The organism is Polymorphospora rubra (assembly GCF_018324255.1).
Classification (GTDB): Bacteria; Actinomycetota; Actinomycetes; order Mycobacteriales; family Micromonosporaceae; genus Polymorphospora; species Polymorphospora rubra.
The window spans coordinates 944,673-956,837 of record NZ_AP023359.1; the positions used below are offsets into that span (position 1 = coordinate 944,673).

At 73.2% G+C, this 12,165-nt stretch carries 9 protein-coding genes; 3 read left to right on the forward strand and 6 right to left on the reverse strand.

The window, feature by feature from the left end:
* Positions 1 to 764: 764 nt before the first annotated feature.
* The 3 genes from Prubr_RS04175 to ndk are packed head-to-tail and all read right to left on the reverse strand — an operon-like array spanning position 765 to position 5,267.
* Positions 765 to 3,440: a DUF6493 family protein gene (locus tag Prubr_RS04175; RefSeq protein ID WP_212821840.1), complete on the reverse strand. Its 2,676-nt coding sequence runs from the start codon at positions 3,438 to 3,440 to the stop codon at positions 765 to 767.
* Positions 3,437 to 4,801, reverse strand: coding sequence for an SWIM zinc finger family protein (locus Prubr_RS04180; RefSeq protein WP_212821841.1), 1,365 nt, complete (start codon positions 4,799 to 4,801; stop codon positions 3,437 to 3,439). Before Prubr_RS04180 ends, Prubr_RS04175 begins: the two co-directional genes overlap by 4 nt.
* A 40-nt stretch (positions 4,802 to 4,841) precedes the next feature.
* Complete coding sequence (ndk, locus tag Prubr_RS04185; RefSeq protein WP_212821842.1) at positions 4,842 to 5,267, reverse strand: nucleoside-diphosphate kinase; 426 nt, start codon at positions 5,265 to 5,267, stop codon at positions 4,842 to 4,844.
* Positions 5,268 to 5,422: 155 nt separating this feature from the next.
* Here ndk and Prubr_RS04190 point away from each other — a divergent pair, with 155 nt between their 5' ends.
* Positions 5,423 to 6,532, forward strand: a complete 1,110-nt coding sequence (locus Prubr_RS04190) for a glyoxalase/bleomycin resistance/dioxygenase family protein (protein WP_246568291.1) — start codon at positions 5,423 to 5,425, stop codon at positions 6,530 to 6,532.
* Positions 6,529 to 6,876 (forward strand): VOC family protein, encoded by a 348-nt coding sequence (locus Prubr_RS36650; protein ID WP_246568293.1) that lies wholly within the window; start codon positions 6,529 to 6,531, stop codon positions 6,874 to 6,876. Before Prubr_RS04190 ends, Prubr_RS36650 begins: the two co-directional genes overlap by 4 nt.
* Before the next feature lie 34 nt (positions 6,877 to 6,910).
* On the opposite strand, the gene Prubr_RS04195 is transcribed toward Prubr_RS36650, so the two are convergent.
* The 3 genes from Prubr_RS04195 to Prubr_RS04205 all read right to left on the reverse strand — a co-directional run bounded on the left by Prubr_RS04195 (position 6,911) and on the right by Prubr_RS04205 (position 11,386).
* Positions 6,911 to 7,324 carry a DUF4233 domain-containing protein gene (locus Prubr_RS04195; protein WP_212821843.1) on the reverse strand — a complete coding sequence of 138 codons (414 nt, stop codon included), beginning with the start codon at positions 7,322 to 7,324 and terminating at the stop codon, positions 6,911 to 6,913.
* Positions 7,321 to 8,655: a bifunctional folylpolyglutamate synthase/dihydrofolate synthase gene (locus tag Prubr_RS04200; protein WP_212821844.1), complete on the reverse strand. Its 1,335-nt coding sequence runs from the start codon at positions 8,653 to 8,655 to the stop codon at positions 7,321 to 7,323. Before Prubr_RS04200 ends, Prubr_RS04195 begins: the two co-directional genes overlap by 4 nt.
* Positions 8,656 to 8,752: 97 nt before the next feature.
* Complete coding sequence (locus Prubr_RS04205; protein ID WP_212821846.1) at positions 8,753 to 11,386, reverse strand: valine--tRNA ligase; 2,634 nt, start codon at positions 11,384 to 11,386, stop codon at positions 8,753 to 8,755.
* 68 nt (positions 11,387 to 11,454) lie between these two features.
* On the opposite strand from Prubr_RS04205, the gene Prubr_RS04210 reads away from it, so the two are divergent.
* Positions 11,455 to 12,141, forward strand: a complete 687-nt coding sequence (locus Prubr_RS04210; RefSeq protein WP_212821847.1) for a hypothetical protein — start codon at positions 11,455 to 11,457, stop codon at positions 12,139 to 12,141.
* The last annotated feature ends 24 nt before the right edge of the window (positions 12,142 to 12,165 follow it).

Genomic DNA, 12,165 nt, shown 5'->3' on the forward strand with positions numbered 1-12,165 from the left:
CCGGGCGACACGTCCACCCCACACGGAGGGCGAGCCACCCCGCCCCCGCCGCGCCCCCGCCGCGCACACTCCGGGCGGCCGCCCCGGCGGCCGCCCCGCCCTCGCCGCCCGCCGCTGCCCGCCCCCGCCGCGTCGATCAAGGAGTAGTTGTGCATGATCCTGCCCGATTTACGGCATGTATCACCTTGATCAGCGACGTTCCCACCCAGCCGGGCCGTCACCCGTCACGGCGCCTGGCGAGGCAGGCTCCCTCGCCTCGGGTCGACCGCGGTCGTCGTGATCGTCTGCGGTTCAGGCACTCCGCATACGGCGTGTCGAACGCCTGAACCGCAGACGATCGAGGCAGCCGCGGTGCCGGTCGCGTTCACGACCCCGACGGGTGATCGTCTGTTGACGAGCCGGCCGACACGCCGTACCGCAGCGGCGGAACAGCAGACGATCAACCCACCCCCGCGTCCACCCAACCGAGAAGAGGAGGCCCCGGCCGTCCCCATGTCGAGGACCTGCGACCACGCCGCAAGCCCCCGCCACGCGCCGGCATGCCGTCAAGCACAGACAAGCCGCCAAGCACGGACAAACCGTCAAGCGCCCGAAGGCCGCCACCGCCCACGCCGCGAGCAGCCGGCACCCCGGCCGAGCCGACCACACCCGGCCCCGACGCGTTGATCAAGGAGGAATTGCGATGCCCCTGTCCTGTTTCGCGGCATACATCACCTCGATCGGCGCGACAAAAGCCTGCGCGGGTCGGGCAGCTGGGGTGGGGGTCAGGCGCTCAGGGTCTGGTGCAGGCGCCGGGCCTCGGTCACCAGGCGGCTGCTGCCGGTCCGGGCCGCGACGCCGGCGACCGCCTCGATCGGGGTACGCCGGCCCAGCGCCGCCGCGGTCTGCGTCCCGACCGCCAACAGGTCCGGTGTTCCCGGGGGCGGCTTCGCCGCGCTGAGCAGGTACGGCACGGCGGCGGCAACGATCTCCCACACAGCCGCTCCGGCACCGGCGCGGAACGCGTCGGTGAGTCCGGGCACCACCCGCCCGATCTTGATCGCGCTGTCGGCGGCGAGGCCGCCGAGTTCCCGGCCGACCGCCGCCGCGTCGAACAGCGGGTCGGTGACGAGGGTGAGCAGCGCGTCCACCCCCGCCACCCGGTCGACCTCCTGCTTGGCCGCCAACGTGTACGTCAGCGCGAGGGTCATCGCCGGACCGACCGGGCCGCCGCACTCGGCGAGCACCGGCAGGATGCCGCCGTCGTCACGGGAATCGGAGTCGGCCATCGCCGCCAGGTTCGGCAGGGCCCAGGCGGCGATCACCTCCCGGTGGTACGGCAGCACGGCCGGCCACCACACGTCCGCCCCGTGGTACTGCGTGTGGTAGACGCCGTTGGTGAACCTGATGTCGCACAGCATCTCCTCGATGATCCCGCGCGCCGGGCCGGCCGGTTGGAGGCCGATCACCACCCGGCGACCGGGGTCGGGTGAAACGCTGTAGTGGGAGGTGAATCGCTGCTCGGTGCGGACCGGGGCCGGGGTGGCCAGTCCGCCGGTCGCGAACCACTCGGCGACCCACCGGCCGGCCGGTGAGCGCAGCGCAGCGGCCCGCTTGGCGACCAGCGGGTCGACCTCGGGCGAGACCCGCAGCATCGCCTGTTCGAGGTCGAGCCGCCACGGCTGCCAGCCGGCCTCCTCGGCCCGGGCCAGCCGGTCGACGAGCGTGGCGGCGTCGAGTTGGCCGTTCGCCGAGGTCGGGGTGGCGAGCAGGAGCGGCACCGGTGCCCGGTCGAGCTGTACGGCGATCTCGGCCAGCCGCAGGGCCAGCACCCGGCGCGGGCTGGGTCGTACCTTGAACTCCGGCACGTCGGGTCGGCCGCCGTTGACCATCAAGCGAACCGAGGTGATCGCCCGCTGCCAGGCGGGGCCGCGCCGGCGGGTGCCGGCCGCGCTCCGTACCGCCTCGCCGAACTCGGCGAGGAGCCCCGTCGTCCCGTAGGTCAGCGTCTCCTGGTGACTCGCCAGCACCGGGGTGAGCGCCTCGGTCAGGGCGGCCGGCTCGGTGGCCCGCAGGGACACCAGCGCGGCGAGGACCCGTTCCCAGGCGACGGCGGGGCTGGAGGGGGCGGTCGCGAGCACCACGATCTCCTCGGCCAACTCGGCCGCGGTGCCGATCGGCGGCGGCATGGCCGCCGGTGGGGTGATCCCGGCCGGGATCCAGAACGGTGCCGGTTCGGGTGCGGCGACCGTGACGCCGAGCAGGTCGGCGGCCCGGGCGTGCAGGCTGGCGTCCAACTCCTCCAGGGCACCGCCGAGGCTGGCCGGGTCGAGTCGGGCCCGGTGCCGGGCGAGCACGGTCAGGGCACGTTCCTGTACGTCGAGCGCGGGGTGCCCGCAGGCGGTCGCGATGGTGGTCAGCACCTCGCCGGCCCGGTCGGGATGCCGCCGGACCAGCCGGTCGAGCCAGACCAACTGCTTGCGTACGAGGCCCTTCTCCTCCCGGCGCAGCACGGCGGCGCTGGCGTCGAGGAGGGTCGCGAGTTCCAGGTGGCCGGCGTCGTCGACCGGCTTGAGGGCCTTCAGGGCGAGCAGTGCCAACGGCGCCGCCCCTTCGGACAGCAGCCGTACGTAGTCGAGCCGCCGCCCGACGACCTCGTCGAGGGTCGGCTCGAGCGCGTCGTGCAGGGCGACGAAGGCGCGCAGGGCGCCCGGGCGGTCCCCGCGCAGGAAACGGCTCACACAGCCGTCGAGCAGCACCTTCCGGTCGAGCCGGCCCTCGGCGGCCAGGCTCGCCAGCGCGGTCGGATAGACGAGCGCGGTGTCCCAGGACCCGGTCCCCTGGCTCCAGCCCCGGCTGCCGAGCACGTCGCCGATCCCGTCGAGCTCGAAGACCGCCGGCAGCAGCGGGTCGAGGAACGGGTCGTCGCGCAGCCGGTCGGCGAGGGGAACCAGCCGGGTGTTGTGTCGGGTGTTGTGCCGGGCGACCGGCCGGGCGAGGAGCCAACCACGGACGAAGGGCGCGTCGGTGGGCGGGGCGGCGCCGCCCGCGAGGACGAGGTCGGCCACCGGCCGCCAGTCGTTGCCCCAGCCCCTGGCGTCGAGCTTGGCCGCCATCCGCAGCGCCAGGGCGCCGAGCCAGTCGATCTCCCGGACCGCGGCCAACTCGATCATCAGCGGGATCGACAGGTCGTCCCAGTGCCACCGCACGTCGCGCCGGCACAGCAGGGCCCCGGCCCGGGCCGCCGAGGGCAGACAGCCGACCCCGGCCACCCCGATGGCGCGGACGATCGCGGACTGCCGCTCCCAGCCGTACTCCGACAGCGTCCGGACGTACGCCTCCAGGGGCTTGGCGGCAGTCAGCCGTTCCGTCTCGTCGACCGACTTCAGCAGGGCGGCGACCTGGTCGGCCCGGCCGCCGTCCAGCGCCGGCCGCAGCCGCTCCCACAGGTCGCCGGTCATGCGTCCACCTCGTTCCGCTCGCCGTCCGCCCGAACGTCGGCCGCTGCCGTGACGATCCGGACCGCGAGCGCGTGCTTGCACGGGCCCCGGTCGCCGCGGTGCCTCGCCCACCACCGGCAGGTGCACGACAGCCGCCCGTCGGTGCTGCGTACGTGGTAGGAACCGTCGCCGCTGCGTACGGTCGCCCGGTCACCGGCGACCGTGACGGCACCACCGTCGACCAGGGCCCGGGCGGCGACCAGCCGGGGGTTCAGGCGTTCGGCCGCCGCCGCGTCGTACGGCAGCACCCGGTGGAAGTAGCCGGCCTCGGCCACGTCGAAGCCGACCCGGCCGGCGGTGCCGAGCTGGGCCAGCGCGGCCCGGACCCGCTCGGCGGTCAGTCCCGCGCCGGTGGCGAGCGCGTCGACGTCGATCGTCGGGTCCCAGGAGAGCAGGGCGCTGACCAGGTCGGCGTCGTCGGCCACGTCGTCACCGGAGAGCGCGGCGAGCACCGCGCCCTCGCCGGAGAAGCCGCGGTGCGGCTCGGGCGACAGGGTCAGCGTCAGGCGCATCGCCGGCGAACACAGCTCCCAGGTGCTGGCGACCGGCCCGCTGCCCGGACCGACCGGCGGGCCGTAGATCCGCAGCGCGGTCGCGAAGCGCAGGAAGGGGCGCAGCGCGGCGAGCCGGCCCGCGCCGGGCAGACAGACGGCGCCCGGCACCGGCCGGGAGGTGAGCCGCAGCGACCGGCCGGCCGGGACCACCCACAGCGTCGACCGGTCGGAACCGCCCGGCAGGCGGCGCAGGAACTGGGTCGCCTCCCGGGCGTCGATCTCCGCCCGGGGATCGAACCCGGACGTGATCACCTGGGCCTCGGCAAAGCCGCGCAGCCAGCGCGACGGCAGCGGCACCTTCTTCTCCACCACCGGACCGTCCCAAGTGGTGACGGTCAGGTCGTCGGGGCCGACCGCCAGGTGCATCGGATCGGCGTTGCCGACCCGCGCCAACGCCTGCCGCAAGGGCGCGTTGACGTCGACGTTGGTGGTGCCGTGTTCGACGATGTCGCCGTCGAGGCCGGCCGGCAGGACGTCGAGCCGCGCGTAGACCCCGCAGCAGCCGGAGAACGACTCGAACCGCAGCCGGTCGAGGCCGCCGGTCACCACCGGGTCCAGGCTGGCCGGGGCGAGCGGCTGGAAGTAACGGGTGCGGGCCACCTCGGCGACCGCCAGCAGGCCGACCGCGGCGGCCTCGGGCGCGGTCACGAAACCGGTGAAGAACCTCGGGTGGGCCGCCGGCCCACCCGAGGTCTGCAGGGTCAGTCGCCCGTCGTCGGGGGCGATCCCGGACGGACGGAGGTAGGAGTAGGTAGCAGTGGCGGCCATGCCGGAAAAGCTAGGCGACCGGTACGACGAAACGCGACGGTCAGACCCCGGCCGGGAACCAGAGTTCGATCTCCCGCTTGGCGCTGTCCGGCGAGTCGGAGGCGTGCACCAGGTTCTCCCGGTTGGACAGGGCCAGGTCGCCACGGATCGTGCCGGCGGCGGCCTTCCGCCCGTCGGTGGCACCGACCAGGGCGCGTACCACGTCGATCGCCTGGTCGCCGGAGACCACCAGCGCCACCAGCGCGCCCCCGGTCATGAACTCCCGCAGCGGTGGGTAGAACGGCTTGTCGACGTGCTCGGCGTAGTGCTGGTCGGCCAGTTCGCCGTCCATGGTCCGCAGCACCGTGGCGTCCAGGCGCAGCCCTTTGCGTTCGAACCGACCGATGATCTCTCCGACCAGCCCCCGGCGGACCGCGTCGGGCTTGATCAGGACGAGCGTCTGCTCGACAGGGCTGCTGGTCGACACGGGTTTCTCCTCCTGCGTACGCGGGTACCGCTCGAGCCCCGTCAGCCTAGCGAGGCCGCCGCGGGTCACCGGCGGCGCCCGCCTGGCATCGACCGGACTTCCCTTCCCCGGTGCCCGGGCCTAGCCTGACTGGTAATCACAGGGGGAGGTCCATCGTGGCGAACGGCCGTCGTCGACCGGTTGCACCCGTACGCAAGCTCGCGGCCGCGGTGCTCGGCACCTTTGCCACCTTCGTGATCCTTTTTGGTGCCGGCATGATGAGCTGGGCGATCGTGGCGCTGGGGGTGGCGCTGCTGGTGCTGGCGGTCAGCTTCCTGGTGGTCACCGCGATGCGCCGCGGCGCCCGCGCCTGGGTGGCCGGTGTCGCCCACGTGCACAGCGCCACGGAGCCACCGGCGTCGTCGACCTACGGCCGGTGCGAGATGCAGATCGTGATCGACGCACCGGGCGTCCCCCCGCGCTCGGTGAAGGTACGCGACCCGCGGGTGCCGGTGTCGAAGTGGCCCGATCCGGGCGCGACGCTTCCGATCATGGTGGCCATCGACGATCCGCGGCATGTCCGGATCCTGTGGGACGACGTGCTGACCCACGCCGAGGCGTCGATGACCGCCGACCACCTGCCGCCGGAGTTCCACGACCACCACGAGCCGCTCGACGACGAGATCCTCATCGAGCAGGACCTGCCGCCGTGGCAGCGGCGCGACCCCGACGACGACTTCGGGCCGATGGTCGAGCCCCTGCCCACCGACCTCGACGACGACCTCGGTCGGGCGCACGCCGACACGGTGATCATCCACCACGACCAGCGCCCGGGCCGGCCGATCGTGCTGGAGGGCACGCTCGTCGACTCGCCCTCGACGGCGCCGCCGCTGCCCAAGCGGGCCAAGCCGAGCCCGCACCGCCCCCGGCAGCGGACCGCCCCTGCCGACCCCTCCGAGCCGGCCGGAGACCCCGCTCCGGACCAGGGACACTCCGACGTGGACGAGCCGGTCGCGGCACAGCCCCGGCCGACACCGCTACGTCCGCCGCCGCGGCCGGTGGTTCCGCGGTGGCCGGGGCCACCACGTCGGGCGGCACGACGGCCGTCGCCGACCCGCCCGTCACCGGCCGCAAGACCGGGCCGGCCGCCGCCGGCCACGACGACTTCGACGTGGACCTCGACCTCGACCTGGATCCCGACCCGGGCCTCGGCGCGTCGCACCCGCCGGCCGACACCGGACCGACACCGTCCGGCGGGATCATCAGCGGCTCCGGAATCACGGTGACCGTGGCCGACCTGCCCAGGTCCGTGGCGTTCTACCGGGACATGCTGGGCTTCCACGAGATCGACGGCGGCGACAACAACGCGGTGCTGGCATCGGGCAACACCCGGCTGGTCCTGTGGGCGACCCCGGACGTGACCCCGGTCAACCGCCGGGTGACCCACCTGAACCTCGACGTCGCCGACGTCCAGGCGGCCTACCGGCAGTTGCGGGCCAACGGGGTCCGGTTCACCTCGGAGCCGCGGGTGGTCAACCGGGGCGCCCGCGTGGAGCAGTGGGCCGCCGCGTTCAAGGACCCCGACGGTCACGGCATCGCCCTGACCGAATGGCGCGACCGCACCGACTGACGGGCCGGCGCCCGCCCGCCGGCGGGCGCCGCGCTCAGCCGAGGATCGTGCGCCGCACGTGCAGCACGTACAGCCACACCAGGCCGAACACCAGCCCGAGCACCCCCAGCGACCAGTGCAGGAACCCGGCGAGCAGCAGCAGGCCCTGCAGCACCGTCGCCCCGTGCCACGCCCACGGGCGGCCCATCATCCCGGCCAGCAGCACCGCCGCGACCGCCAGCCCCACCACGGCGGCGATCGCGGTGCCGCTCAGGTCGCCGCCGAGCACCCGGATCGGCTGGATCGCCAGCAGCAGCACGACCGTCTCGATGACCAGGGTGCCCGCGCCGAGCCCACGTACGGCACGGACCGGGTCACGCAGGCCCGACGGCCGCCCACCCGACGCCCCGGCGCCGGGCGCCCCCGCCCCGTCGGGCCGCTCGGGCGTTCCGTCGGCCGGCCCGCTCATCGCTTCAGCAGCCGGCGCGCGTCGGCGACCGTGACCACGGAGCCGGTGACAACCACCCCGACCCCGCTCAACTCGCCCTCCACGTCGGTCTCCGCGATCCGTACCGCGGTTTCGATCGCGTCCGGCATCGTCGCCGCCACCTCGACCCGGTCCTCGCCGAACACCTCTACCGCCACCGCCGCCAGGTCGTCGACCGGCATCGCGCGCGGCGAACTGTTGCGGGTCACCACGACGGCGTCGACGACCGGCTCCAGCAGCTCCAGCAGGCCCGCCACGTCCTTGTCGCCGAGCACCGCGACGACGGCGACGAGCCGGCTGAACGCGAACTCCTCCTGGAGCGCGGTGACCGTCGCCGTCATCCCGTGCGGGTTGTGGGCGCCGTCGAGCAGGATCGTCGGTGCCGTACGCACCCGTTCGAGCCGCCCCGGCGACGTGGCCGCGGCGAACCCCTCCCGTACGGCGTCGATCTGGAGCTGACGATCGGTTCCGGCACCGAGGAACGCCTCGACGGCGGCCAGCGCCACCGCCGCGTTCTGCGCCTGGTGGGCCCCGTGCAGCGGGATGAAGATCTCCTCGTACACCCCGCCGAGCCCCTGGATGGTCAGCACCTGGCCGCCGACGGCCATCGCCCGACGCAGTACGCCGAACTCGCTGCCCTCGCGGGCGACCGTCGCCCCCACCTCGGCGCACCGCTCGAGCAGCGGCCGGGCCGCCTCCTCGTCCTGCGCCGCCGTGACGACCGTAGCTCCCTTGTGGATGATCCCGGCCTTGGCCAGTGCGATGTCCTGCACCGTGTCACCGAGCCACTCGGTGTGGTCCAGCCCGATCGGGGTGATGACGCAGACCCCGGCCTGCAGCACGTTGGTGGCGTCCTCGGCACCGCCCAACCCGACCTCGACCACCGCCACGTCGACCGGCGCGTCGGCGAACGCCGCGAACGCCAGCGCGGTGGTCATGTCGAAGTAGGTCAGCGGCTCGTCCGACCGCGCGTCGACCAGCGCGGCCAGCGGCTCGACCTCCCGGTACGTGGCGACGAACCGCTCCTCGCTGACCGGCTCGCCGTCGAGGCTGATCCGCTCCCGCACCGTCTCCAGGTGCGGACTGGTGTAGCGGCCGGTGTGCAGCCCGAACGCCCGCAGCAGCGAGTCGATCATCCGGGCGGTCGACGTCTTGCCGTTGGTCCCGGTCAGGTGGATCGACGGGTACGCCCGCTGCGGGCTGCCGAGCAGGTCGAGCAGCTCCTCGATCCGGCCGAGGTCGAAGACCATCCGGGTGAAGCCCCGCCCGGCCAGCGCCGCGTCGACCTCGGCAAATTCCTGTCGCTCGGTCATGCGTCCACCTCGCTCCGCTCGGCGGCCCGATGACTGACACTGAGCCAACCGATGACCTCGCTGCGCTCGGTCATGACGGTCACCCCGTTCCGCCCGGTCATGACGGCAACGCCGCCAGGGCGGCCGAGACGCGTACGAGGTCGGCCTCGGCCGCCGCGAGCCGGTCCTTGATCTTGTTGACGACCGCTTCCGGTGCCTTGCCGACGAACGCCGCGTTGCCGAGCTTGCCCCGGCACTGCGCGATCTCCTTCTCGGCGGCGGCCCGGTCCTTCTCCAGCCGGGCCCGCTCGGCGGCCACGTCGATCGAGCCGCGGGTGTCCAGCTCGACGGTGACCGCGGGCGAGACGGCCAGGGTGGCCGTGGCGGCGAAGTCGTCGCCGGCCGGGTCGAGGCGGACCAGGGCGCGGATCAGCGGCTCGTGGGCCGCGATGCCGGCGCCGGCCAGGCCGCCGAGCCGGGCGGCGACCCGCTGACCGGGTTTCAGTCCCTGGTCGGACCGGAACCGGCGGACCTCGGTCACCACCTTCTGCAGCGCCGCGATCTCGGTCTCGGCGGCGGGGTCGAGCAGCGCGTCGTCGGCGACCGGCCAGGCGGCCGTGACGACCGTGCCGCCACCGTTCAGCGCGATCCAGAGTTCCTCGGTGACGAACGGGATCACCGGGTGCAGCAGCCGCATCAGCTGGTCGAGCACGTGCCCGAGCACCCGCCGGGTGGCGTCGGCGGCCGGTCCACCGGCGGCGAGCACCGGCTTGGTCAGCTCGACGTACCAGTCGCAGACGTCGTCCCACGCGAAGTGGTAGAGGGTGTCGCAGACCTTCGCGAACTCGTACGCCTCGAACTGCTCGTCGACCTCGCCGACGACCTGGCGCAGCCGGGACAGGATCCACCGGTCGACGGTCGACAGCTGCTCCGCGGCCGGCAGGTCACCCTGGACGTGCGCGCCGTTCATCAGCGCGAACCGGGTCGCGTTCCACAGCTTGTTGCAGAAGTTCCGGGAGCCCTGGCACCACTCCTCGCTGACCGGCACATCCGAGCCGGGGTTGGCGCCCCGGGCGAGGGTGAACCGGGTCGCGTCGGCCCCGAACCGCTCGATCCAGTCCAGCGGGTCGACGACGTTGCCGAACGACTTCGACATCTTCTTGCCGAACTGGTCGCGGACCATGCCGTGCAGGGCGACCACGTCGAACGGCTGCCGGCCGTCGAGCGCGTACAGACCGAACATCATCATCCGGGCGACCCAGAAGAACAGGATGTCGTAGCCGGTGACCAGCACCGAGGTCGGGTAGAAGCGGCGCAGGTCGGCGGTCTCGTCCGGCCAGCCCAGGGTCGAGAACGGCCACAGCGCGCTGGAGAACCAGGTGTCGAGTACGTCCTCGTCCTGGCGCCAGCCCTGCTCCTCCGTCCCCGGCGGCCGCTCGTCCGGGCCGACGCAGACGACCTCGCCCTGCGGGCCGTACCAGACCGGGATCCGGTGGCCCCACCACAACTGCCGCGAGATGCACCAGTCGTGCATGTTGTCGACCCAGGCGAAATAGCGCTTGGCGAGTTCGGCGGGTTCGACCCGGGTACGGCCGTCCCGCACCGCGTCGCCGGCGGCCTTGGCCAGCGGGCCGGTGTTGACGAACCACTGCAACGACAGCCGCGGCTCGACCGTCGTCTTGCACCGCGAGCAGTGCCCGACGGCGTGCACGTACGGCCGCTTCTCCGCGACGATCCGACCCTGCTCGCGCAGCGCGTCGACGATGGCCGGGCGAGCCTCGAACCGGTCCAGCCCCTCAAACGGGCCGTGTGCGGTGATCACCCCCCGCTCGTCCATGATCGTCAGGTTGGGCAGCGAGTGCCGCTGGCCTATCTCGAAGTCGTTGGGGTCGTGCGCCGGGGTCACCTTGACCGCACCGGTGCCGAACGCCGGGTCGACGTGCTCGTCGGCGACGATCGGGATCCGACGTCCGGTCAGCGGCAGCTCGACCTCGGTGCCGACCAGGTGCTTGTAACGCTCGTCGTCGGGGTGGACCGCCACCGCCGTGTCACCCAGCATCGTCTCGGCCCGGGTGGTGGCCACCACGATCGAGTTGTCGCCGTCGCCGTACCGGATCGACACCAGCTCGCCGTCGTCGTCGCTGTGCTCGACCTCGATGTCGGACAGCGCCGTCAGGCAGCGCGGGCACCAGTTGATGATGCGCTCGGCGCGGTAGATCAGGCCGTCGTCGTACAGCCGCTTGAAGATCGTCTGTACGGCCCGGGACAGGCCCTCGTCCATGGTGAACCGCTCGCGGCTCCAGTCGACGGAGTCACCCAGCCGGCGCATCTGGCCGAGGATGGCGCCGCCGGACTCGGCCTTCCACTGCCACACCCGCTCGACGAACTTGTCCCGGCCGAGGTCGTGGCGGGACAGGCCCTGCCCGGCCAGCTGCCGCTCGACGACGTTCTGGGTGGCGATGCCGGCGTGGTCCATGCCGGGCAGCCACAGCGCCTCGAAGCCCTGCATCCGCTTACGGCGGATCAACGAGTCCTGGATGGTGTGGTCCAGGGCGTGCCCGACGTGCAGCGAGCCGGTGACGTTCGGCGGCGGAATCACGATCGCGTACGGCGGCCGGTCGCTGTCGGCCGACGCCTGGAAAAGCCCCGCGGATACCCATTCCTCGTACCGTCGCTGCTCTACCTCGCCCGGCTGGTACTGCCCGGGAAGGACGGGTGCATCGGTGCTGCGGGTCTGCGGAGTCTCGGTCACCCCGCGAGTCTACGGAGGGTTCCGCGACCCCCGACGTGCGCCACCACCGTTTCGCGTACGGTGGCGGCATGTCGGACGACAGCCTCTTCGCCCGTCGGCCCGCCTCGTCCACCGAGCCCGAGCCGATCGACGTCACCCCGGTGTCGGGCGACGAGGAGTCCCCCGCCGGCGAGCGCCCGGCAGGGCCCGCGAGGTCGTCCCGCCGGCGCCGGATCGTCGGCGGGGTGGTGCTGGTCGCCGGCCTGATCGGCGTCGGCTTTCTCGGCTCCGCCGTGCTGCGCATCACCCAGGAGAAGGACGCGACCCTCGGTACGCCGGCCACCGTGGCCGGACTCCAACGGGACACCAGCGAAGAGGCGTTGACGACGGCCGACTACCTGCGTACGGCGTTTGCCGCCGGCATCGACCTCGACGAGAGCATCGGAGCCGTGTACGGCGATCCGGGGGCGGCCGACCGCAGCGTGCTGCTCTTCGGCGGAACAACGCTGCTGTGGAGCCCGGAACGCGACCTCGACTCGATGTTGGAGCTGGTCGCGGACGACACCGGCGCGGTTTCCGACGTACGCGAGGTCGAGCCCGGCCCGCTGGGCGGTGTGATGAAGTGCGGCGTCAGCCGGGGCACCGACGGCGACATCCCGGTGTGCGGGTGGGCCGACCACGGCAGCATCGCGATCGCGATGTTTCCGGGCCGGGACACCCGCGAGGGTGCGGCGCTGATGCGCGACATCCGTTCGGACGTGCAGACCCGCGACTGAACAGCACCGTGTCGCCGGGACGGC

What these genes read in the sequence shown, in the direction of transcription:
- Prubr_RS04175 (WP_212821840.1), bottom strand. Translation starts at nt 3,440, where the DNA reads ATGACCGGCGACCTGTGGGAGCGGCTGCGGCCGGCGCTGGACGGCGGC.
- Prubr_RS04180 (WP_212821841.1), bottom strand. Translation starts at nt 4,801, where the DNA reads ATGGCCGCCACTGCTACCTACTCCTACCTCCGTCCGTCCGGGATCGCC.
- Prubr_RS04195 (WP_212821843.1), bottom strand. Translation starts at nt 7,324, where the DNA reads ATGAGCGGGCCGGCCGACGGAACGCCCGAGCGGCCCGACGGGGCGGGG.
- Prubr_RS04200 (WP_212821844.1), bottom strand. Translation starts at nt 8,655, where the DNA reads ATGACCGAGCGACAGGAATTTGCCGAGGTCGACGCGGCGCTGGCCGGG.
- Prubr_RS04210 (WP_212821847.1), top strand. Translation starts at nt 11,455, where the DNA reads ATGTCGGACGACAGCCTCTTCGCCCGTCGGCCCGCCTCGTCCACCGAG.